Source organism: Nonomuraea pusilla (assembly GCF_900109355.1).
GTDB classification, from domain to species: Bacteria; Actinomycetota; Actinomycetes; order Streptosporangiales; family Streptosporangiaceae; genus Nonomuraea; species Nonomuraea pusilla.
Genome location: NZ_FOBF01000005.1, coordinates 310,132 through 330,386, shown reverse-complemented (window position 1 = coordinate 330,386; position 20,255 = coordinate 310,132). Strand labels below are relative to the sequence as shown.

Sequence of the window (20,255 nt, the reverse complement as noted above, 5' to 3'; positions counted from 1 at the left end):
TCCAGGCCGGCCAGGCGCGACGGCACAGCCCTTGCCAATTCTGGGGCGCTGCACGAGTGGTGTTCCTTTCCGGCAGCGCCCCTTGTCACATGCCTCGGTTTGTCAGGTGATGAGGTCGGATTCTGTTTCTGCTGGTCCTGCGCGGGACCTGCCGGTCAATGTACGGGTTCCGAATATCGGTAGCGTGACGGTGAGTTCTGTCCAGACGTCAACGATTTCTCCGCTCACCTGGCATTTCGTTAGCTTGATACCGTTCGCGGCCGCCAGCGACGCGGCCCCGGCACATGCGGATTCGGGGTCGAGCAGGACCAGCTTCGCCGCGGCCAGGGCGCTGAGGTCGGCCGCGGCGTTCACCCGGTGACGGGCCACCCGGAGCGAACCGACTCCGGCCAGCGCCGTGGCCACCGCCATGAGGAGGCCCATCAGTGCCACTCCCCAGACGGTCGCCGACCCCCGGTCTCCGGTGTACGGGCGAGAAGGCGTCGCCTGCTGCTTCACGGTCATGTCATCTGCTCTTTTCACTGGCTGCGGGGCTCTTGGAGTGCCGGAGTTCTTGATCAATCTTCTGTGGCCGCGGACGCCGTGGCGGAGATGCGCAGGGCAGGCAAGGAGGTCGCCCAGGACGGGCGGGCATCCACGGTGATCTCTACTTTTGTCATGTCGCTATCTCGGGTTATGGCTATCTGAGCGTCGGGCCGGGTGCCCGCGCGGGCGATGTCTCGCACCTGATCGACCGGCTCGCCCCTGGCGGCGGCTCTGGCCGCGGCGCGGGCGGCGTCGACGCATTCGAGCTGGACGTTGACCGCCTGGACGGCCCACAGGGCCGCGGCCAGGACGACCATGAGGGCGGGCAGCACGGCGGCCGTTTCAGCCGTCACCGATCCGCGTGCGCCCGACCGCCTTCTGGCCCGCTCGACACGACAGGCACCACGTACACGGATCTGAGGTGCCCTGATGGGGAGCATCAGTCAGCCGTTGGTCTTGAGTGCTCTGTCGACGAGCGAGCTGAGCATCTCCTGGACTTCGGTGCTGTTGACGACCTTGAACAGGAGGGCCGCGAAGGCGCAGGCGGCGATCGTGCCGACCGCGTACTCGGCCGTGGACATGCCGCGCTCCCGGTTGGCCTTCGCGTACGCCGCCCATCTGCTGAACCGCCCCCAGCCGGGGCGGGCAGCGGGCTGGGGCGGCTCGATGCTGCTTCCCCCGGCAGGGGACGCGGTGGGGGCTTGGCCTGCCTGGTTGCCCTCAGACGCCTTCGGGCGGGTGTCAGAGCTGGAGGCCGTCTTGGCGATGGGGTGCATGGTCTTCTCCGGGTGTGGTTGGTCGGGTGCCGGGCTGGCCGGCGTGGCGGTCCAAGGGTCGTTCAGCGGGTGGTGGGGCGCGGGGCCGAGCGGCGTTCTGGGGATATCCGGTGAGTAGGCGCGCCTTGCTGTGGATGACCGGCGCGCCGCGCCCCGCAGCGGCGTGGTCTGGGTGGTGCCGTCCTCATGGGAGGGCGATCGTGGAGGCGAGCCCGGCGACCACCGGGACGATGCCCAGGAGGACGAAGGCCGGAAGGAAGCACAGGCCCAGCGGTGCGACGGCCTTGACTCCGACGCGTCTCGCCGCCGCCAGGGCGGAGGCTCTGGCGGCGTCGCGGGCGTCGTCCGCCAGCCGGGTCAGGACGTCGGCTACCGGAGCTCCGGTTTGGGCCGCCCGGCTCATCGCCCTCGCCAGGCCCCTCGTGCCGGGATCGTCCGAGAGCGTCGCCCAGGTGGGCTCAGGGTCGGCTCCGAGGCGGAGCTGGGTGCTGACCCAGGTGAGCCGTTGCCCCAGCGGGCCGCCGACGGCTTCGGCAGCCGTCTCCGTGGCGCTGCTGACGGGACGTCCGGCCAGGAGGCAGGCGGTCATCAGGTCGGCGGCGAACGGCAGGTCGGCGGCGATCCTCTCGCGGTCACGCTGGGTTTGGGGCGACTCCTGCCGGTGTAGGGCCACGGTCGCGACGGGGACGGTCAGGAGTGCTGCCACCAGGCCGGCGACGCCGCCTACGAGCAGCCCGATGAGCGCGCCGAGAGCCAGGGCCGTGAGAACGGTTCCGGCGGTGAGCGGCTTGGAGGCGGTGAGCGGCTGGGAGGTCATGCGCGGATCGGAGGCGGTGAGGGAGTTGGTGGTGAGCAGCTCGGAGGCGGTGAGCAGATTGGTGGCAGTCGGGGCGGTGTAGGTGGCGAGGGGGTTCGGGATGGTCAGGGTGCTTGGAGGCTTGGAGGTGGTGAGTGGCTTGTGGGTGGGTTCGGGTGGTGGCCAGGGCGGGGCGGGGAGGGGCTGGTGAGCGGGCGGGGATGGCGACCGGTCGGTGCTTGCCCCCAGTTCGGCAGCAGGCGGGATCGACCGCCCACCGCCGATCCCTGGCCCGACCGTCACCGGACCGCCAGCCCCGAGCTTCAGCCCTGGACGCTCACGCCTCCGCCCCGTCGCTGCCCACGCCCCCGTACCCGGCCTTCGGTCTGGGTGCGTGCGCTTCTTGGGGCCTCTTTTCGACGGGTTCTCGGGGTTGGGTTTCGGGCGTCCGGGTTTCGGGTTCTTGATCGGTCTTCTGTCGCTGGGGCTCCTTGCCGACCTGTGGGAGCTCTGAGGTGGGCGGAGGGAGGTCAGGCGGTCAGCGGGTGTGGTGCGCGGCAGCAGGAGCCAGGTGGCCGTGGCGGCCAGGAGGGCGGAGAGGAGTTCCAGGGGCACTGGTGGAGTCCCTTCATCCGGGGGGTTGGGCTCGGGCGGCCATGCGGTTGGTCCACCACAGGCCGCAGGCGTCGAGGGCGACGCCTGACAGCAGGCAGGCGGCTCCGGGCAGGCTGCCGAAGAGGAAGCCGAGCGGCCGCATGTTCAGGGCTCCCGCCATGAGCAGCCCCAGGACCGGCAGCGCGGCCAGCATCGAGGCGGTGGCGCGGGGGCCGGCGAGTTGCGCGGCGACGTCCTGGCGGTGGGCCTGGGCGGCGCGTGATGTCATCGCCACGCGCTCCACGAGCGCCGACAGGCCTGCGCCGGCGGTGACGCCGACCTGCCAGCACGCCGCCAGCCTGCGCAGCCCCTCGCCGCCTTGCTGCGGCGCGGCGGAGAGGAGGGCCGCCGCCACGTCCCCGCCGTCTCTGGCTGCGGCGAGGATCGGCTTCGCCGCCTCCGGGTCGGGGAGCTCCACGGCGGCGAGCGCCTTGGTCAGCGCCTCGCCAGGCGTGCGCCCGGCGGACAGTTCGGCGGACAGGGCGTGGCACAGCTCGATCGAGGCGTGGCGCCAGGCGTCGGCGCGGCGTGCCGGGGTGCTGCGCGTCAGCAGGCGGCGCGGCGAGCGCCAGTCGAAGACGCGCGAGGTGGAGGTCAGCCTGTGGAGCCGGGTGGCGGCTACGGTCGGCCCTGTCCACAGCCAGACCGCGCAGGCTGTGGACGACGCGGCGAGCAGCAGCAGGGATGTCATGGGACGGCTCCGCGGGCGTCGCCGCCGGTCATGACGACGCCCCTCCCGACCAGCACGCCGCCGCCCGTCATCACGACACCCCTCCCGACCAGCACGCCGCCGCCCCCCACCACGACACCCCTCCCGACCAGCACGCCGCCGCCCCCCATCACGGCGTCCTTCGGATCAGTGCGTCGTGGCCGGGGCCGATGTGGGTGCGGCCCTCGGGGTCGAAGGTCATGGCGGGGACCGCTGCCACGAAGCCGTCGGCGGCCCTGGACAGGAGGCAGATCTCGGCGATGCGCCGGCGGCCGTCCTCGCGGCCTCTGGCCAGGTGGACGACGACGTCGAGGGCGGCCGCGAGCTGGCTGTGGACGGCCTCCCTGCTCAGCCCGGCGGCGCAGCCCAGGGCCTCCAGGCGGGGCGGTACGTCGGCCGCGGCGTTGGCGTGGAGGGTGCCGCAGCCGCCCTCGTGACCGGTGTTGAGCGCGGCCAGCAGGTCGACGACCTCGGCGCCGCGCACCTCCCCCACCACCAGCCGGTCGGGGCGCATCCGCAGCGCCTGCCGCACCAGGTCGCGCAGGCCCACGCCGCCCGCGCCCTCGAGGTTCGCCGGGCGGGTCTCCAGGCGCACGACGTGGGGGTGGAGGGGGCGGAGCTCCGCGGAGTCCTCGACCAGCAGGAGCCGTTCGGCAGGGTCGGCCAGCGAGAGGAGGGCGGACAGCAGCGTGGTCTTGCCCGTGCCGGTGCCGCCCGTGACCAGGAAGGCGAGCCGCCCCGACACCATCGCGGTCAGCACGGGGACGGCGGGCGGGGGGATGGTGCCGGCGGCGAGCAGGTCGTCGACCGTGAACGTACGGCGCGGGGGCAGGCGCAGCGACACGCAGGTGCCGCCGGAGGCGACCGGCGGGAGCACGGCGTGGAGGCGTACGCCTCCCGCGAGCCTGGCGTCGACGTACGGTGACGCGTCGTCGAGCCGGCGCCCCGCGGCGGCGGCGAGGCGCTGCGCCAGCCTGCGGACCGCCGAGTCGTCGGTGAAGGTGATCTGGGTGCGGCGCAGCCCGGCGCCGTCGTCGACCCAGACCTCGCGCGGGCCGTTCACGAGGACGTCGGTGACGTCGGGACGGGCGAGCAGGGGTTCGAGGGGCCCGGCGCCGATCAGGTCGGCGCACAGCGCCCGGGCGACGGCCAGGATCTCCGCGTCGCCGTAGACGGACTTCTCCGCGCGCAGCGCGACGGCGACCTGCGCGGCGGTGGGTTCGACGCCCGCGCGGGCCAGGCGGACGCGTACGGCCTCCACGAGTTCGGGGGACACTGCGGCGGTCATGGCGTGGCCTCGGGCGGCAGGAGGTCGCGCAGCAGGGAGGCGCACAGGGCGCCGAGGGCCGTGCGGGGGCCCAGCCTGGGGAGCTCGCCTCGGTTGAGTGTGGCGGTGAGCTTCGGCTGGTCGGGGAGGTGGCCGGCGGCGGGGATGCCGAGGGACTCCGTGGCGGTGCCGGCGTCGAGGACGCCGGGGCGGAGCACGGCGCGGATGTCGGAGGTGTGCTTGGCCGCCACGCTGAGAACCTGAACGGCCGACAGCACGCCGCGCACGTCGGCCGGTGTGACGAGCAGGGTGGTGTCGGCCCTGGCCAGGGCTTCGGCCGCGGCGGGGTCGAGGTGGCGCGGGAGGTCGGCGACGACCAGGTCGAAGCCGCGCCGCCCCGCCTCCAGCACGGAGCGCATGGCCTGGACGGGGATCGGCTCGACCTCTCCCCGGTGGAAGGACAGGACGGCCAGGTCGCCGAAGGACGGGAGCGCCCCGCGCAGGGCGCTGGAGCTGATGCGGCCCTCCCTCGCCACCAGGTCGGGCCAGCGGGCGCCGGTCTCCTCCTCCCTGCCCAGGAGGGCGTCGAGGCCGCCGCCGAGCGGGTCGGCGTCGATGAGGAGAGTGCGCAGGCGGTCGCCGGAGGCGCGCAGGGCGAGGCAGGCGGACAGGACGCTCGCGCCTGCCCCGCCGCGCCCGCCGAGCACGCAGACGACCGTTCCCGACCGGGGGTCGGGCTCCATGGCGTCGGCCAGTTCCTCGACGAGGCGGCGCTCGTCGGCGGGGAGACGCACGACCGCGCGGGCCCCGACGGCGACGCAGCGGCGCCAGGTGTCGGGGTCGTCGTGCTGGTCGAGGGTGATGAGGAGGACGTGGTCGCGGGCGGGTGGCGCGGTGGCGGCCACGGCGTCGGCCTGGTCGGCGCCGACCAGGACCAAGGGGGCGAGGCCCCAGTACGGGCGGGCGTGGGCCGGGGCGTGGGCGACGTCGAGCTGGGCTCCGGCCGCGGCGGCCATGCGGACGAGGTCGTCGAGGAGCGCGGTGTCCTCGGTGATGACCAGGGGACGGTGCATGTGGATCTCCCTGCGGGGTTGGGAGGTCCACCTTGCTGCGGGCCGGCGAGGCGCCGCGGAGCCGAATGACGTTCTGGGGATGACCGGGCACGGCCGCGCACAGCCTGTGGACAACCAGCCGGCCCGCGGCCCGAGAGGTGCTCGTCACCCCGGAAAAGCGGCGACCCCCGCCGGGGGGGAGAGCGGGGGTCGCCTGATCGGTCCGGCTCCGGGGGGGTAGAGCCGGTCCCGTTTCAGAAGAAAGCTTTCATCACTTCACCAGAGCATGGCAAGGACTTGGAAACCAATCCCTCGCAGCGACGCTCAAGTTTCTGGCGATACCTCCGTATGCTGCCCGATCCACTCGAGTTTCGTCGAGGAGCAATCTCGCATTTCCGCCAAGTTTTTTTCGTGAAGCCATAACGATCACATAAAGATGATCACTGTGCGTGACCGCCCTCGGGGCCCGCGAGCCCTCAGGGGGGCGCCCCACGGAGGGGTAAAGGTCTTGGTCCAAGGGGTTCACATCGGCCTGGATCCGACGTAGAAAGAAGACACGGACCACTTGTCCGGGTGCATCCACCTGGCACCCACGTGCGACCAGCCGCGGGAGGCGCGTCGAGAGCGGGCTTGACCCGTTCCGACGGATAGAGGTACACGCTTGGTAACCGGGTGTGATGCACCGGCGGCGGCGTCTCATGACTGAGGCGCCGTCAGCTATGTCCGAAATGTCCGGCCAGCGCCTCACGCCCCGGAAGCCGAGACGTCCGGCCGCGGCCCACGTCCCGGCGCGCATCCCTGAGCGGCGGCTCAGCCGCGCTGCATGGCCTCGCAGATGGCGGTCGCCTCCCGCACCCCCAGCGTCACCGCCGAGGCACAGTGCTGTATCCAGCGGGCCACCCCCTCGGGCGTCCCGGTCAGGTACGAGCGCAGCGCCTCCGCGTACGGCAGCTCCAGGTGCCCCACCTCCACGGCCACCAGGGACTTCGGGTCGAGCCCGTACTCGACGAGGGTGAGCCGTTCCGCCGCGCGGGCCACGACGCCGTCGGCGGCGCCGAAGGGCCGCAGCACGGCCAGTTCGGCGTGCACCACGGCGGCGAGCACGATCGCGGGCGCCTTGCCGGCGCCGGCGAGCAGCTCGAACAGGCCATCCATGCGGGCGGCGGTCTCCTTGGCGCCGGGCGCCGGGCCGAGCCCGAGGGGGTCGGGAGCCTCGTCGCGGGCGCGCGGCCTGCCGAGGTCGGCGTCGGGCGCGAGGCCGCGGGCGGCGACGGTGTGCAGGCGGGCGAGCACCTGGCGGGGCGCGCCGCGCCAGGTGGCGCCCAGGCGGCCGGTCTCGGCGGAGGCGCGCAGCGCCCCCTGGACCACCGGGTCGTGCGCCTCGTCCCTGCGCAGGACGTCGAGCGGCACGTCCGCGCCCTCGATCGCCGCGGACGCGCGGGCGCCGCGCAGGGACGACTCCGTGGAGACGGCGGGGCTGGCGCGACGTAGCACGCGGTGGCGGTACAGCCTGTCGACGGCCTGCCTGGCGTCGTCCACCGCCTCGGGGACGCCGGGGAGCCCGGCGATGACAGCCAATGGGTCACTCACGGAAACCGACCTTACCCGCCGGTACGCACCACCCCTCGGGCCGCCCGCCCGGGATGCCGGAAAGCGAGCCCGTTCAAGGGGGGCCCATAAACCGGCCCCGGCCCACCGCGACACATTACCCTGATTTCAAAATGACAACGGTTTAATAGCATTTGTCATGCGGGCTGATAAGCGGTCGCCCGCGCACCGGGCGGTCGGTACAGACCTGTCTAGACCTCTTGTGTGCGGAGGCCGTGAGCTGGTGAAGTGGGACACGACCTATCCAATCTGGCCATAGAAGGAGCACGAGGTGGCCCCGGAGACCCCTGGCAACGAGACGCAGGCGCTGTCCAACCTGCTACAGGAGAACCGCCGGTTCGCACCGCCGGCCGACCTGGCGGCGGCCGCCAACGTGACCGCTGCCGCCTACGACGAGGCCGCCGCGGACCGTCTCGCCTTCTGGGAGCGCGCCGCCGAGCGGCTGACCTGGGCCAAGCGGTGGGACACCACGCTGGAGTGGAACCCTCCCTTCGCGAAGTGGTTCGTGGGCGGCGAGCTGAACGTCGCCTACAACTGCGTGGACCGGCATGTGGAGGAGGGGCGCGGCGACAAGGTCGCGTACCACTGGGAGGGCGAGCCCGAGGGTGACGCCCGCACCCTGACGTACGCCGACCTGAAGCGTGAGGTCAGCAAGGCCGCGAACGCGCTGCGCGAGCTGGGCGTCGGCAAGGGCGACCGGGTGGCCATCTACATGCCGATGATCCCCGAGCTGCCGATCGCGATGCTGGCCTGCGCCCGCATCGGGGCGATCCACTCGGTGGTGTTCGGCGGCTTCTCCGCCACGGCGCTGAAGAGCCGCATCGACGACGCCGACGCCAAGCTGGTGATCACCGCGGACGGCGGCTACCGGCGCGGGGCGCCGAGCGCGCTCAAGCCGACGGTGGACGAGGCGGTCGCCGAGTGCCCGCAGGTCGAGCGCGTGGTCGTGGTGCGCAGGACCGGCCAGGACGTCGCCTGGGGCGAGAAGGACCTGTGGTGGCACGACGTGGTCGACCGCCAGAGCGACGAGCACACGGCCGAGCCTCAGGACGCCGAGGACCCCCTGTACATCCTGTACACGAGCGGCACCACGGGCAAGCCGAAGGGCATCCTGCACACCACGGGCGGCTACCTCACGCAGACGGCCTGGACGCACCACGCCGTCTTCGACCTCAAGCCCGAGACCGACATCTACTGGTGCACGGCCGACATCGGCTGGGTCACCGGCCACTCGTACATCGTGTACGGCCCCCTCGCCAACGGCGCGACCAGCGTCATCTACGAGGGCACCCCGGACACGCCGCACCGCGGCCGGTTCTGGGAGATCGTCCAGAAGTACAAGGTCACCATCCTGTACACGGCGCCGACGGCCATCCGTACGTTCATGAAGTGGGGCGACGACATCCCCGCCAAGTACGACATGTCCAGCCTGCGGGTCCTGGGCTCCGTGGGCGAGCCGATCAACCCCGAGGCGTACGTCTGGTACCGCGAGCACATCGGCCACAACCGCTGCCCGGTGGTCGACACCTGGTGGCAGACCGAGACCGGCGCCATCATGATCAGCCCGCTGCCCGGCGTGACCGCGGCCAAGCCGGGCGCCGCGATGCGCCCGCTGCCGGGCGTCACCGCCGACGTGGTCGACGACCAGGGCAACAGCGTGCCGAACGGCGGCGGCGGCTTCCTCGTGGTCCGCGACCCGTGGCCGTCGATGCTCCGCACGATCTGGGGCGACGACAAGCGCTACGTGGACACGTACTGGAGCAGGTTCGAGGGGATGTACTTCCCCGGCGACGGCGCCAAGCGGGACGAGGACGGCGACCTGTGGCTGCTCGGCCGCGTGGACGACGTCATGCTCGTGTCCGGCCACAACATCTCCACCACCGAGGTGGAGAGCGCGCTCGTCAGCCACCCGCTGGTGGCGGAGGCCGCGGTCGTGGGCGCCACCGACCCGGTGACCGGCCAGGCCATCGTGTCGTTCGTGATCCTGCGCGGCGGCGCGGAGGAGACGGAGGACGTCGCGGCGCAGCTGCGCGCGCACGTGGCGAAGACGCTCGGCCCGATCGCCAAGCCGCGCCAGATCCTGGTGGTGCCGGAGCTGCCGAAGACCCGCTCGGGCAAGATCATGCGACGGCTGCTGCGTGACGTGGCGGAGAACCGCAGCATCGGCGACGTCACGACGCTCGCCGACAGCACCGTGATGAACCTGATCTCGGAGAAGCTGCCCTCGGCCAAGTCCGAGGACTGACCCCGGCGCGCGGACGAAGAGGCGCATGTCCCCACAAGGGGACATGCGCCTCCGCCATGCGGCAGGGTGGGCGCTATCTTGTGCGATCGGGTAGTTCTGGGGAGTCACCTACGGGTGATGATGTTTGACACGGCCAAGAGGCCCCGATAGGAGACGTTCATGCCGCAGACTCCCGAGGAAGAATCCCTGGGCGCGCTGGTCGCCGAGGCGAGCAGTCACATCTCGACCCTGGTCCGCTCGGAGATCGAGCTGGCCAAGGCCGAGCTCAGGTTCGACGCCAAGCGCGTCGGCACCGCGGTCGGCATGTTCGCCGCCGCGGCGTTCATCGGGCATCTGTGCCTGATCCTGCTGTCGTTCGCCGCGGCGTACGGGCTGGCGTACCTGATCCCGACGCCGCTCGCCTTCCTCGTCGTCACCGTCGTCTACCTGGTCATCGCCGGGCTGGGCGTTTGGCTCGGCGTTCGCAAGCTGAAGGGGCTGGCCGGGATGAAGCGCACCGCCAGGTCCATCCGCGACCTCAAGGAGATCGCCACCCCCGAAGGCTCCGACCTGCCCGAGCCGGTGAACCGTGATGCCACCTGACGAGTCCCTCGTCGAGATCGACGGGCCCTGGACGCACCGCGCCGTGCACGCCGGCGGCACCCGCTTCCACGTCGTGGAGGCCGGTGAGGGGCCGCTGGTCCTGCTGCTGCACGGGTTCCCGCAGTTCTGGTGGACGTGGCGGGCCCAGCTCCGTTCGCTGCCCGCGGCCGGCTACCGCGCCGTCGCCGCCGACCTGCGCGGCTACGGCGGCAGCGACAAGCCGCCGCGCGGCTACGACCTGCCCACGCTGGCCGCCGACGCCACCGGGCTGATCCGCGCGCTGGGCGAGACGGGCGCGATCGTGGTCGGCCACGACTGGGGCGGGCTGCTGGCCTGGACGATGGCCGTGCTCGACCCGAAGTGCGTGCACCGGCTGGTCACCGTGTCGGCCCCCCATCCCCTGCGGCTGCGCCAGGCGCTGCTCGCCGGCCCGTTCGGGCGGCTCAGGGCGCGTACCCTCGGCTTCCAGCTCCCCCTGCTCCCCGAGCGGCGGCTCACCCGCGACGGCGCCGCCATGGTCGGCAGGCTGCTCGACCAGTGGTCCGGGCCGGGCTGGCCCGACCGCGAGACCGCGCGGGTCTACCGCGAGGCGTTCATGATCCCGGCCGTGGCGCACTCGGCGCTGGAGTACCACCGCTGGCTCGGCCGCTCCCAGCTGCGGCCCGACGGCGCCCGGTACGCCCGCGCCATGCGCACCGAGGTGGAGGCGCCGACGCTGCAGCTGCACGGCGCGCTCGACCGCTGCGTGCCGCCGCGCGTCGCCCAGGGATCGAGCCGGTACGTCTCCGCCCCCTACCGCTGGCGACTGCTGGAGGGAGCGGGCCACTTCCCCCACGAGGAGGTCCCCGACGTGTTCGACACCGAGCTGATCGGCTGGCTGTCCGACCCGGAGCCCGACCGATGAGGGACCGCGACACCGAGGGCAGGCCGCGCAACGCCAGGCCCCGCGATGCCTTCGGCAGGCCCCTCCCGTACGGTTCCGAGGGCATGCCGCGGGTGCCCGACGACTACGCCCCCACCACCGAGCAGGCCCTGGCCGACGCCCGCCGGTTCCTCGGCGAGGGCCTGCCGTTCAACGCGCACGAGGTGTTCGAGGGCCGCTGGAAGTGCGCGCCCGAGGCCGAGCGCGACCTGTGGCAGGGCCTCGCGCAGATCTGCGTGGGCCTGACGCACCTGCAGCGCGGCAACGGCCGCGGCGCCGTCACCCTGCTCGCGCGCGGCGCGGCGAAGGTGCAGTCGTTCGGCGGCGCCTACGACGAGGTGGGCAAGGCGGCCTCAGGGCTGGGCCAGGACGCCGACCCGGCAGGGGCGGTCGCCCTGGTCCTGGACGCCCTGCCCGCCGGCCACTGACGCTGAGCCCGACGGGTCAGTCGCACGCCTGCGTGCCGGCCGGGGTGGTGTCGTTCCTTCCCGCGCTCGCGTCGGGCGCGACCTCCTTCGCGGTGAGGACGTACCCTGTGTCCTTCTCGCTGACGGCCGCCGCGAAGACCACGCCGTAGACGCGGCCGTCGACGGTGAGCAGCGGGCCGCCCGAGTTGCCCGGCAGGACGGTGCCGCGGATCGCGAACACCTCACGCTGGACGCGCCCCTCGTGGTAGATGTCGGGGGCCTCGGCCACCAGCTTGCCGCCGATCCTCGCGGGCTCGGCCGTGAAGCCCTTGCCCCTCGGGAACCCGGCGACGATGGCGTTGTCGCCCCTGCCGCCCTCGGGGTCGAAGGAGAGCTGCGGCAGGTTCAGCCCGGGGACGTACAGGATGGCGATGTCGCGCTGCGGGTTGTAGCGCACGACCTTGGCGTCGTGGCGGACGTTCCTGGAGTCGATGACCTGCAGGTCGCGGGTCACGCCGGCCACGACGTGGGCGTTGGTCATGATCCGGTCGGGGGCGTAGACGAAGCCGGTGCCCTCGATGTGCTTGTTGCAGCTCTCGGCGTTGCCCTGCACCTTGACGATGGCCCGCTGCGCCCGGCCCAGCTTGGCGCCCTGCAGGACGCTCTGCGGGGGCGGCGCCACGTCGATGAGCTGCCCTCCCCCTATGGCGTCGAAGACGGGCGGGAACTCGGAGCGGTCGATGAACTTCTTGAACGGCGCCTGCCAGTTGCGCGCGGCCTGCGGGATGGCGTCGTCGACGGTGGTGAGCAGCGCGGAGTTCTTCACCTGCTCCACCAGCGGCGAGAACGCGCTCGACACCACGAGCGACCCGATCAGCCAGGCGATCACCAGCACGGACAGCGCGCTCGCGAACGTGCCGCCGAGCGCGTCGGCGACCTTGGCCGGCTCCCAGGTGACGTGGCTGCGCACGACCGCGCCGAGCGTGGACGAGGCGAACTGGCCGATCGTCGCGGACAGGAAGACGATCACGATGGCGAGCAGCGCCTGCGGCGTGTCGCCGCTGACGAGCGCCTTGGCGACGGGCGGCGCGATGAAGACGCCGAGCACGGCCCCGCCGACGAACCCCACGAAGCTCATCGCCCCGATGATGAAGCCCTGACGGTAACCCGAGATGCCGAAGGCGATCACGAGGCCGATCAGGATGAGGTCTAGGAGATCGCCGCGCACGCTTCAAAGGTAACCAGCGATAGGGTCAAGTGTGCACGCCTTCAGCCAGGACGGCGTCACTCCGGCGGCTATGTTGGCCGGTATGCCGCCGATCGAGGGAACAGTGCGCGGCCTCGTCGAGGCGGCGCTGCGCGACCCCGATCCCGACGGCCCGCTGCGCTGGCACGTCATCTCGCTGCTGCGGCAACGCGGCGACCTGGAGTCGTTCATCGAGGCCCGCCGGCTGTGCGCCTCCGACGTCCTGGCAGAGCGCCTGCTCGGGGTCGACATCATGGGCATGCTGGCGCCGTTCGTGGACCGTACGCTGCCGGTGCTGCGCTACCTGGCCGCCAGCGAGAGCGACGTCATGCTGCTGTACTCGGTGCTCATCGCGTTCGGCCACCTGGGCGACCCGCGCTCGCTGCCGTCGGTGATCGAGCTGGCCGGGCACGCCGACCCCAGGGTGCGGTACGGCGCCGCCTACGCCCTCCAGCACGTTCTCGGCGACCCGCCGGACCGGGCGGGGCTGGACACGCTGCGCGCGCTCGCGGGCGACCGCGACGAGGACGTCGCCGGCTGGGCGTCGCTCGGCATCGCGCTGACGACGGCCCGCGACATGGGCCCGCACCCGGACGGGCGGCACGTCGAGGGCGCCTGACGGGTCACTCCGCGGACGAGCGGCGGGCAGCGAGGTACACGTCCTCGGGCGGCAGGTCCTCCACGCGCCCGGCGTCCCAGGGCCGCTCCAGGCCGCCCTCACGAAGCACCTTGTCGAGCACCATCGCGGTGAACCCCCACACGAGCATGCCGCGCACGCGGAACGCCGGCCCGGTGAACCCGCTCGGGTGGCGCAGCGAGAGGCGGTTGGCCGGATCGACCAGCTCGTCGATGGGCACCCGCTCCACCGACTCGACCTCGTCGGGCGAGGCGGCGTGCACGGCGCAGGGCTCGTGCCACCAGGCGACGACCGGCGTGACGCGGTTGTCGCTGTGTCCGAGGTACAGCTCGGGCATCGTGCCGAGCACGCGCACCCCGGCCGGGTCGACGCCGGTCTCCTCCTCGGCCTCGCGCAGCGCCGCCTCGACCGGGCCGCCGTCGTCGGGGTCGATGCCTCCGCCGGGGAACGCCGGCTGGCCCGCGTGCCTGCGCCCGCGGGTGCTGCGCTGGATGAGCAGCACGTCGGGGCCGAGCGGCCCCTCCCCGAACAGCATGAGCACCGCCGCGGCGCGGCCACGGCCCGCGGGCGGCCTCAGGCGGGCCGGCACGTCGGTGCGCGCGGCCTGCGCCGCCAGTTTCTCCAGCCATGCGGGCACTTCCGTCACGCCTACCTCCAACACGCCTCTACGCCCCTCGCTTCCCGTACGGGACGATCAGGAGAAGGGCCCGGACCTGACGAGCTTCGCGGCCTCCTCGGCGCCCGTGGGGCCGGTGCCGAACGACGGGCACAGGGCGGCCAGCGGGCACACGCCGCAGGCCGGACGGCGGGCGTGGCAGATGCGGCGGCCGTGCCAGATGACCCGGTGGGAGAAGATCGTCCACTCGGACTTCGGCAGCAGCTCGGCCACGGCGTGCTCGATCTTGACCGGGTCGGTCTCCTCGGTCCAGCCGAACCGGCGTACGAGCCGCTGGAAGTGCGTGTCGACGGTGAGGCCGGGAACCCCGAACGCGTTGCCGAGCACGACGTTGGCGGTCTTGCGGCCCACGCCGGGCAGCGCGACGAGGTCCTTGAGCCTGCCCGGCACCTCGCCGCCGTGCCGCTCGCAGACCGCCTGCGCCATGCCGATGATGTTGTTGGTCTTGGCGCGGAAGAAGCCGGTGGAGCGGATGATCTCCTCCATCTCGCTCCGGTCGGCCGCCGCGTAGTCCTCGACCGCCGGGTACTTCGAGAACAGGACGGGCGTCACCATGTTGACGCGCTTGTCGGTGCACTGCGCCGACAGGATCGTGGCCACCAGCAGTTCGAGCGGGTTGCGGAAGTCGAGCTCGCAGTGGGCGTCGGGGTAGGTCTCCGCGAGGATCCGGTTCATCTTGCGCGCCCTGCGCACCAGGCCCAGCCGCGTCTCCGGCTTGCGCCGCGCGCCCCCGTTCATCGCCATGCCGCAAGAGTAGAACCCGCGACGAGCGGTTGGACCGGGAACGACGTGGCCGGTCCGGTCTGCACAACTGGCCCAGAAGTAAGCACGTTGTCGCATTTGTTCGTACACTTCGCCCATCAGACTGCTGCACGGACCTGGCCGTACGCCGACCGCGCGGGCCCGCGTGCGGCGGCTGTAGTGGGGTGAGTCACAATGGCAGCAGAGGAGGCAGAGTGAACACCGAAGACGTGCTGGGCAAGGCCCCCCTGTTCGCCGCGCTGGACCGCGAGAGCGCCGCGGCGCTGCGCACGAGCATCACGGAGGTCCAGCTGTCGAAGGGGCAGACCCTCTTCCACGAGAACGAGACCGGCGACCGGCTCTACGTCGTGCTGGAGGGCAAGATCAAGCTCTCCCGCACCTCGCCCGACGGCAGGGAGAACCTGCTGAGCGTGCTCGGCCCGAGCGAGATGTTCGGCGAGCTGTCGCTGTTCGACCCGCGGCCCCGCACCGCCACCGCCACCGCGCTGACCGACGTGCGCCTGGCCGGGCTCGGCCACGACGACCTGCGCCCCTGGCTGACCGGCCGCCCCGAGGTGGCGCTCCACCTGCTGCGCGCCCTCGCCCAGCGGCTGCGCCGCACCAACGACGTGCTGGCCGACCTCGTCTTCACCGACGTCCCCGGCCGCGTCGCCAAGCAGCTCCTCGACCTGGCCGAGCGGTTCGGCACCAAGACCGACGACGGCCTGCGCGTCCACCACGACCTCACCCAGGAAGAGCTCGCCCAGCTCGTCGGCGCCTCCCGCGAGACGGTCAACAAGGCCCTCGCCGACTTCGCCCAGCGCGGCTGGCTGCGCATCGAGGCCAAGGCCGTGGTCATCCTCGACCAGGACAGGCTCTACAACCGGTCCAGGTAGTCGAGCTGGGCCGCCACCGACACCTCGGCGGCCGGCCACAGCGAGCTGTCCACGCCGGCGTACACGATCTCGACGATCTCCCGCGGCGTGCGCGCGCCCCGCGCCCGCGCCGCGCTGATCTGGTCGAGGCGCTCGCGCCGGTGCGCGACGTAGCCGTCGAGCGCCCCGACCGGGTCGGTCAGCACCGGGCCGTGCCCCGGCAGCAGCGCACGCGCCTCCAGGCGCTCCGCCGCGGCCCTGAGGCGGTCGAGGGTGCGCAGGTAGTCGGCCAGCCCGCCGTCCTGCCCGATCATCGTGGTGCCCCTGCCGAGCACGGTGTCGCCGGTCAGCATCGCGCCGTCCGCGGGCAGCCAGAAGCAGAGCGAGTCGAACGAGTGCCCCGGCGTGCCGTACACGTGCAGCTCCAGCCCCGCCACGGTGACGACGTCGCCGTCGGCCAGCCCCTCCTCGCCCAGCCTGTGACGCGGGTCGAGGGCGCGCACCGGCGCACCGGCCAGCGCGGCGAAGCGCCGCGCGCCGCCGCTGTGGTCGACGTGGCCGTGCGTCAGCAGGATCTCGGTGACGCGCCGCTCCCCCAGGTGGTCGAGGACGCGCCGCAGGTGCGCCTCGTCGTCGGGGCCGGGATCGACGACCACGACCTCCTCGCCGCCGCCGATCACCCAGGTGTTGGTGCCGTCGAGCGTCATCGCGGACGGGTTGGGGGCGAGCAGGTTCTCGGCGTGCTCGGTGCGCGTGCCGTCGGGCGTGCCGATCGGGATGTGGATGCCGCTCACGGGGTCACCAGCCACAGCTCGCCGTCGACCTCGACGGCCTTGGGCAGGATCGTGACGATCTCGCGCGGCGCGGCCAGGACGTCGTCCACGGCGTCGTACGCGGCCAGCTCATGCAGCGTCGTGCGCGTCGGGGGCATGAGGAAGATCTCGCCCCGGTCGGCCAGGGCGAGCGCGTCGGCGGGGCGCTTCCAGTCCACATGGTCGGCCTCGCCGCCGACGTCGCGCGTGCGCTGGCCCTCGGGCAGCACGGCCACGAAGAAGCGGGTGTCGAAGCGCCGGTGCTCGATCTCGGGGGTGATCCAGTGCGCCCACGGCTTGAGCAGGTCGGAGCGCAGGACGAGACCGCGCTTGGCCAGGAAGTCGGCGAAGGCGAGGCTCCTGTCGATGAGCGCGAGCCTGTCGGCCTCCCAGTCGGCCCCCGTGGTGTCCTCGACGACGGAGCCTGGCCCGGGGCCGGCCAGCAGCACACCGGACTCCTCGAAGGTCTCGCGCACCGCCGCGCACACCAGGCCTCGGGCCAGCTTCTCGTCGGCCTTGAAGACCTCGCCCCACTCGGCGGGCGACGGCCCGGCCCAGGCGACGGCCTGGTCGGTGTCGCGGGGATCGACGGAGCCGCCGGGGAAGACGTACGCGCCCGCGGCGAAGGCCATGGTGGGTTTGCGCCGCAGCAGGTAGACCTGGGGCGGGCGCCCGCGCAGGACCACCACCGTGGCGGCGTCCCGCGCGGGGGCCGGCTCGACGCGTCCGGCGTTGATGTCGCGGACGCGGTCGGCGAGCTCGTCGGGGAGCCGAAGTCCAGCCACATGACCTCCCTTTAGAACATTACTCGGTCATGGTGACATATCCGGACTTTCAGGAGAGCTCGATGATCTGCCGGGAGACCTCCACGGACTCTCAGGAGACCTCGACGATGATCTCCACCTCGACGGGCACGTCCAGCGGCAGCGCGGCCACGCCCACGGCGCTGCGCGCGTGCCTGCCCGCCTCCCCGAACACCTCCTGGAACAGCTCGCTGGCGCCGTTGGCGACCTTCGGCTGGTCGGTGAAGTCGGGGGTGCTCGCCACGAACGCGACCACCTTCACCACACGCCTCACCTTCGCCAGGTCGCCGATCTCGGCCTTGACCGCGGCCAGCGCGTTCAGCGCGCAGATCCTGGCCATCTCCTGGCCCTCCTCGACGCCGAGACCGGCGCCGAGCTTGCCGGTGCGCGCCGGCTTGCCGTCGACGATCGGCACCTGGCCCGAGGTGTAGACGAGGTCGCCCGTGCGCAGCGCGGGGACGTACGCCGCCACCGGCGGCACCACCGGCGGCAGCGTCAGGCCCAGCTCGGCCAGCCGCTCCTCCGGGGTCACTGCTTCTCCCGCTTGAAGTAGGCGACCAGCTGCTCGGGCGTGGCGCCCTGGACGATCTGGACGAGCTCCCAGCCGTCGGAACCGAAGTTGTCGAGGATCATCTTCGTGTTGTGGATCAGCACGGGCGCCGTGAGGTACTCCCATTTCTTCATGGGGTCAGCGTAGTGTGAGCAATCTCAAACGGTGGTCGCCGGGTTTCGACAAGTGACCGTTCGGTAGCCTCAAGTCGTGGACACCCATTGGGACGGCGTCCGGCTGCACGTCGTCACCGGCAAGGGCGGCACCGGCAAGACCACCGTCGCCGCCGCCCTCGCGCTGGCCCTGGCGTCGGGCGGCCGCAAGGTGCTGCTCGTCGAGGTGGAGGGCAGGCAGGGCATCGCGCAGGTCTTCGACCTGCCGCCGCTGCCGTACGAGGAGCGCAGGATCGCCGTCGCGCCGTCGGGCGGCGACGTGTACGCGCTGGCCATCGACCCCGAAGACGCGATGCTGGAATATCTGGAGATGTTCTACGGCATGCGCAGGGCCGGCCGGGCGCTGACCAAGATGGGCGTCGTCGACTTCGCCACCACGGTGGCCCCGGGCTTTCGCGACGTCCTCGTCACCGGCAAGACCACCGAGGCCGTGCGCAGGCGCGGCAAGGACGGCCGCCGGGTGTACGACGCCGTCGTGCTCGACGCGCCGCCCACCGGCCGCATCACGCGCTTCCTGAACGTCACCCAGGAGGTGGCGGGCCTGGCCAAGGTCGGACCCATCAAGAACCACTCGGATCTCGTCAGCGGGGTGGTGAAATCTCCGGAAACAGCGGTGCACTTCGTCACCTTGCTGGAGGAGATGCCCGTCCAGGAGACCATCGACGGCGTCGCCGAATTGCGCGCTGCGGGGCTCCCCGCCGGCGGCGTATTCGTGAATATGGTGCGTGAATCACTGCTTCCGCCGCGCGTTCTTGACATGGCTGTCAAGGGCCGGTTCGACGTCGGAGAGCTCGCGCTCGGACTCAAGAGCGCCGGGCTGGCCGACAGCGCCGACGCCTCCACCCTCGCGGAAGCCCTCGTGGACGAGGTCGTCGAGCACGCCAGGCGCACCGCGATCGAGCGGTCGGAGCGCGAGTCGCTGGACGCCGTGGACCTGCCCCGCTACGAGCTCCCGCTGCTCGCCGACGGCGTGGACCTGGCCGGCCTGTACGAGCTGGCCGAGAGCATGCGCACCCAGGGAGCAGCGTGAAGAAGCCCGAACCCCTCGACGTCGACGCCATCCTCGACGACCCCGGCACCAGGATCATCGTCTGCTGCGGCGCGGGCGGCGTCGGGAAGACCACCACGGCCGCCGCGCTGGGCCTCAGAGCGGCCGAGCGCGGCAGGCGCGCGGTGGTGCTGACCGTCGACCCGGCCAGGCGGCTCGCGCAGTCGATGGGGCTCACCGAGCTCGACAACACCCCGCGCCTCATCGTGCGGCACGACGACGGCGGCGAGCTGTTCGCCATGATGCTCGACATGAAGCGCACCTTCGACGAGATCATCGAGGCGCACGCCGACCCCGAGCGGGCCAGGCAGATCCTGTCGAACCCCTTCTACCAGTCGCTCTCGTCCAGCTTCGCCGGGACGCAGGAGTACATGGCCATGGAGAAGCTGGGCCAGCTCCGCCGCTCCGACGAGTGGGACCTGATCGTCGTGGACACGCCGCCGTCGAGGTCGGCGCTCGACTTCCTCGACGCCCCGGAACGGCTCGGCCGCTTCCTCGACGGCCGGTTCATCCGGCTGCTCACCGCTCCGGCCAAGGCCGGGGGGCGCAGCGCGTTCCGGCTGCTCAACGCCGGGTTCGGGTTGATGGCCGGCGCGCTGACCAAACTGCTCGGCGCCCAGGTGATCAAGGACCTGCAGACGTTCGTGTCCGCGCTCGACGCGGTCTTCGGCGGGTTCAGGCAGCGTGCCGAGCTGACCTACAAGCTGTTGCAGGCGCCCGGCACGGCCTTCCTCGTCGTGGCCGCGCCCGAGCGGGACGCGATGCGGGAGGCGTCCTACTTCGTGGAGCGGCTCGCCGAGGAGCGGATGCCCCTGGCCGGCCTGGTGGTCAACCGGGTGCACCTGACGCCCGCCTCGGCGCTCTCCGCCGCCCGCAGCGCGGCCGCGGCGGAGGAGCTGGAGTCGCGGGGCGAGCACGAGCTGACCGCCGCCGTGCTGCGGCTGCACGCGGGACGGATGCAGCTCGCCGCCCGCCAGAGCCGCGAGCAGGAGCATTTCGTGACGGCCCATCCCACCGTGCCTGTGGTGCAGGTACGGGCGATGTCCGATGACGTCCACGATCTGGCCGGTCTGCGGCAGATCGGGGAACTGCTGGCGAGCGCCTGAATCGACCGCGGCGCCGGTGAAGGCGCCGCGCCGCGGGCCCGGTAC

General features: G+C 72.4%; 24 protein-coding genes. 8 read left to right on the top strand and 16 right to left on the bottom strand.

All coding sequences use genetic code 11. The features are described 5' to 3' along the window. Positions 1 to 102: 102 nt before the first annotated feature. The 9 genes from BMX74_RS13320 to BMX74_RS13285 all read right to left on the bottom strand — a co-directional run bounded on the left by BMX74_RS13320 (position 103) and on the right by BMX74_RS13285 (position 7,369). Positions 103 to 504: an Rv3654c family TadE-like protein gene (locus BMX74_RS13320; protein ID WP_091100529.1), complete on the bottom strand. Its 402-nt coding sequence runs from the start codon at positions 502 to 504 to the stop codon at positions 103 to 105. 53 nt (positions 505 to 557) lie between these two features. Next, a complete protein-coding gene (locus BMX74_RS13315; protein ID WP_256256934.1) occupies positions 558 to 878 on the bottom strand; it encodes a TadE family type IV pilus minor pilin in 321 nt (106 codons plus the stop codon). Between the two features lie 90 nt (positions 879 to 968). Further along, on the bottom strand, positions 969 to 1,301 hold the full coding sequence (locus BMX74_RS13310; RefSeq protein WP_091100526.1) for a DUF4244 domain-containing protein: 333 nt from the start codon (positions 1,299 to 1,301) through the stop codon (positions 969 to 971). Positions 1,302 to 1,485: 184 nt separating this feature from the next. Next, complete coding sequence (locus BMX74_RS13305) at positions 1,486 to 2,118, bottom strand: type II secretion system F family protein (RefSeq protein ID WP_091100524.1); 633 nt, start codon at positions 2,116 to 2,118, stop codon at positions 1,486 to 1,488. A 607-nt stretch (positions 2,119 to 2,725) separates the two neighbouring features. After that, positions 2,726 to 3,442, bottom strand: coding sequence for a type II secretion system F family protein (locus tag BMX74_RS13300; RefSeq protein WP_091100522.1), 717 nt, complete (start codon positions 3,440 to 3,442; stop codon positions 2,726 to 2,728). Next, positions 3,439 to 3,591 carry a hypothetical protein gene (locus tag BMX74_RS44050; RefSeq protein ID WP_177227336.1) on the bottom strand — a complete coding sequence of 51 codons (153 nt, stop codon included), beginning with the start codon at positions 3,589 to 3,591 and terminating at the stop codon, positions 3,439 to 3,441. Before BMX74_RS44050 ends, BMX74_RS13300 begins: the two co-directional genes overlap by 4 nt. Further along, the gene (locus BMX74_RS13295; RefSeq protein ID WP_055504571.1) at positions 3,591 to 4,748 is read right to left on the bottom strand and encodes a TadA family conjugal transfer-associated ATPase; all 1,158 of its coding nucleotides are present in this window, start codon (positions 4,746 to 4,748) and stop codon (positions 3,591 to 3,593) included. The genes BMX74_RS44050 and BMX74_RS13295 overlap by 1 nt, the downstream gene beginning before the upstream one ends. Beyond that, positions 4,745 to 5,800: a septum site-determining protein Ssd gene (gene ssd / locus BMX74_RS13290; RefSeq protein ID WP_091100520.1), complete on the bottom strand. Its 1,056-nt coding sequence runs from the start codon at positions 5,798 to 5,800 to the stop codon at positions 4,745 to 4,747. Before ssd ends, BMX74_RS13295 begins: the two co-directional genes overlap by 4 nt. A 789-nt stretch (positions 5,801 to 6,589) precedes the next feature. Continuing rightward, entirely contained in the window at positions 6,590 to 7,369 is a 780-nt protein-coding gene (locus BMX74_RS13285) for a Fic family protein (protein ID WP_055504569.1), read from the bottom strand. 289 nt (positions 7,370 to 7,658) lie between these two features. Between BMX74_RS13285 and acs the strand changes: the two genes are divergently transcribed. The 4 genes from acs to BMX74_RS13265 all read left to right on the top strand — a co-directional run bounded on the left by acs (position 7,659) and on the right by BMX74_RS13265 (position 11,564). Next, on the top strand, positions 7,659 to 9,632 hold the full coding sequence (gene acs, locus BMX74_RS13280) for an acetate--CoA ligase (protein ID WP_055504568.1): 1,974 nt from the start codon (positions 7,659 to 7,661) through the stop codon (positions 9,630 to 9,632). 159 nt (positions 9,633 to 9,791) lie between these two features. After that, positions 9,792 to 10,214, top strand: a complete 423-nt coding sequence (locus BMX74_RS13275) for a phage holin family protein (RefSeq protein WP_055504567.1) — start codon at positions 9,792 to 9,794, stop codon at positions 10,212 to 10,214. Then, on the top strand, positions 10,204 to 11,118 hold the full coding sequence (locus BMX74_RS13270) for an alpha/beta fold hydrolase (protein ID WP_055504566.1): 915 nt from the start codon (positions 10,204 to 10,206) through the stop codon (positions 11,116 to 11,118). Before BMX74_RS13275 ends, BMX74_RS13270 begins: the two co-directional genes overlap by 11 nt. Next, the gene (locus tag BMX74_RS13265; protein WP_055504565.1) at positions 11,115 to 11,564 is read left to right on the top strand and encodes a DUF309 domain-containing protein; all 450 of its coding nucleotides are present in this window, start codon (positions 11,115 to 11,117) and stop codon (positions 11,562 to 11,564) included. The genes BMX74_RS13270 and BMX74_RS13265 overlap by 4 nt, the downstream gene beginning before the upstream one ends. Positions 11,565 to 11,580: 16 nt before the next feature. Here BMX74_RS13265 and BMX74_RS13260 read toward each other — a convergent pair whose 3' ends face one another. After that, entirely contained in the window at positions 11,581 to 12,771 is a 1,191-nt protein-coding gene (locus tag BMX74_RS13260) for a MarP family serine protease (RefSeq protein ID WP_091100518.1), read from the bottom strand. A gap of 82 nt (positions 12,772 to 12,853) precedes the next feature. Here BMX74_RS13260 and BMX74_RS13255 point away from each other — a divergent pair, with 82 nt between their 5' ends. Further along, a complete protein-coding gene (locus BMX74_RS13255) occupies positions 12,854 to 13,408 on the top strand; it encodes a HEAT repeat domain-containing protein (RefSeq protein ID WP_091100516.1) in 555 nt (184 codons plus the stop codon). A gap of 4 nt (positions 13,409 to 13,412) precedes the next feature. Here BMX74_RS13255 and BMX74_RS13250 read toward each other — a convergent pair whose 3' ends face one another. Then, positions 13,413 to 14,072 carry an NUDIX hydrolase gene (locus BMX74_RS13250; protein ID WP_082535125.1) on the bottom strand — a complete coding sequence of 220 codons (660 nt, stop codon included), beginning with the start codon at positions 14,070 to 14,072 and terminating at the stop codon, positions 13,413 to 13,415. 48 nt (positions 14,073 to 14,120) lie between these two features. Continuing rightward, on the bottom strand, positions 14,121 to 14,846 hold the full coding sequence (gene nth / locus BMX74_RS13245; RefSeq protein ID WP_055504561.1) for an endonuclease III: 726 nt from the start codon (positions 14,844 to 14,846) through the stop codon (positions 14,121 to 14,123). A 212-nt stretch (positions 14,847 to 15,058) separates the two neighbouring features. Between nth and BMX74_RS13240 the strand changes: the two genes are divergently transcribed. Beyond that, entirely contained in the window at positions 15,059 to 15,739 is a 681-nt protein-coding gene (locus BMX74_RS13240; protein WP_055504560.1) for a Crp/Fnr family transcriptional regulator, read from the top strand. Here the strand turns inward: BMX74_RS13240 and BMX74_RS13235 are convergent. The 4 genes from BMX74_RS13235 to BMX74_RS44045 all read right to left on the bottom strand — a co-directional run bounded on the left by BMX74_RS13235 (position 15,721) and on the right by BMX74_RS44045 (position 18,017). Then, on the bottom strand, positions 15,721 to 16,512 hold the full coding sequence (locus BMX74_RS13235; protein ID WP_055504559.1) for an MBL fold metallo-hydrolase: 792 nt from the start codon (positions 16,510 to 16,512) through the stop codon (positions 15,721 to 15,723). The two genes, BMX74_RS13240 and BMX74_RS13235, sit on opposite strands and share 19 nt — an antisense overlap. Then, entirely contained in the window at positions 16,509 to 17,315 is an 807-nt protein-coding gene (locus tag BMX74_RS13230) for an NUDIX hydrolase (RefSeq protein WP_055504558.1), read from the bottom strand. The genes BMX74_RS13235 and BMX74_RS13230 overlap by 4 nt, the downstream gene beginning before the upstream one ends. Positions 17,316 to 17,406: 91 nt before the next feature. Next, positions 17,407 to 17,865 carry a RidA family protein gene (locus BMX74_RS13225; protein WP_091100514.1) on the bottom strand — a complete coding sequence of 153 codons (459 nt, stop codon included), beginning with the start codon at positions 17,863 to 17,865 and terminating at the stop codon, positions 17,407 to 17,409. Then, positions 17,862 to 18,017: a Sp36 family protein gene (locus BMX74_RS44045; RefSeq protein WP_091100512.1), complete on the bottom strand. Its 156-nt coding sequence runs from the start codon at positions 18,015 to 18,017 to the stop codon at positions 17,862 to 17,864. Before BMX74_RS44045 ends, BMX74_RS13225 begins: the two co-directional genes overlap by 4 nt. A 76-nt stretch (positions 18,018 to 18,093) precedes the next feature. Here BMX74_RS44045 and bagA point away from each other — a divergent pair, with 76 nt between their 5' ends. Both bagA and bagB read left to right on the top strand, forming a co-directional pair. Further along, positions 18,094 to 19,086: an ATPase BagA gene (gene bagA, locus BMX74_RS13215; RefSeq protein ID WP_055504557.1), complete on the top strand. Its 993-nt coding sequence runs from the start codon at positions 18,094 to 18,096 to the stop codon at positions 19,084 to 19,086. Next, the gene (bagB, locus tag BMX74_RS13210) at positions 19,083 to 20,210 is read left to right on the top strand and encodes an ATPase BagB (RefSeq protein WP_055504556.1); all 1,128 of its coding nucleotides are present in this window, start codon (positions 19,083 to 19,085) and stop codon (positions 20,208 to 20,210) included. The genes bagA and bagB overlap by 4 nt, the downstream gene beginning before the upstream one ends. Positions 20,211 to 20,255 lie beyond the last annotated feature (45 nt).

Bases quoted from the DNA above. Each gene is read 5' to 3' on its own strand.
- BMX74_RS44050 (WP_177227336.1), bottom strand. From the start codon at position 3,591: ATGGGGGGCGGCGGCGTGCTGGTCGGGAGGGGTGTCGTGGTGGGGGGC.
- BMX74_RS13270 (WP_055504566.1), top strand. From the start codon at position 10,204: ATGCCACCTGACGAGTCCCTCGTCGAGATCGACGGGCCCTGGACGCAC.
- BMX74_RS13255 (WP_091100516.1), top strand. From the start codon at position 12,854: ATGCCGCCGATCGAGGGAACAGTGCGCGGCCTCGTCGAGGCGGCGCTG.
- BMX74_RS13310 (WP_091100526.1), bottom strand. From the start codon at position 1,301: ATGCACCCCATCGCCAAGACGGCCTCCAGCTCTGACACCCGCCCGAAG.
- BMX74_RS44045 (WP_091100512.1), bottom strand. From the start codon at position 18,017: ATGAAGAAATGGGAGTACCTCACGGCGCCCGTGCTGATCCACAACACG.
- BMX74_RS13275 (WP_055504567.1), top strand. From the start codon at position 9,792: ATGCCGCAGACTCCCGAGGAAGAATCCCTGGGCGCGCTGGTCGCCGAG.
- ssd (WP_091100520.1), bottom strand. From the start codon at position 5,800: ATGCACCGTCCCCTGGTCATCACCGAGGACACCGCGCTCCTCGACGAC.
- BMX74_RS13295 (WP_055504571.1), bottom strand. From the start codon at position 4,748: ATGACCGCCGCAGTGTCCCCCGAACTCGTGGAGGCCGTACGCGTCCGC.
- BMX74_RS13300 (WP_091100522.1), bottom strand. From the start codon at position 3,442: ATGACATCCCTGCTGCTGCTCGCCGCGTCGTCCACAGCCTGCGCGGTC.
- BMX74_RS13320 (WP_091100529.1), bottom strand. From the start codon at position 504: ATGACCGTGAAGCAGCAGGCGACGCCTTCTCGCCCGTACACCGGAGAC.
- BMX74_RS13305 (WP_091100524.1), bottom strand. From the start codon at position 2,118: ATGACCTCCCAGCCGCTCACCGCCTCCAAGCCGCTCACCGCCGGAACC.
- nth (WP_055504561.1), bottom strand. From the start codon at position 14,846: ATGGCGATGAACGGGGGCGCGCGGCGCAAGCCGGAGACGCGGCTGGGC.
- BMX74_RS13265 (WP_055504565.1), top strand. From the start codon at position 11,115: ATGAGGGACCGCGACACCGAGGGCAGGCCGCGCAACGCCAGGCCCCGC.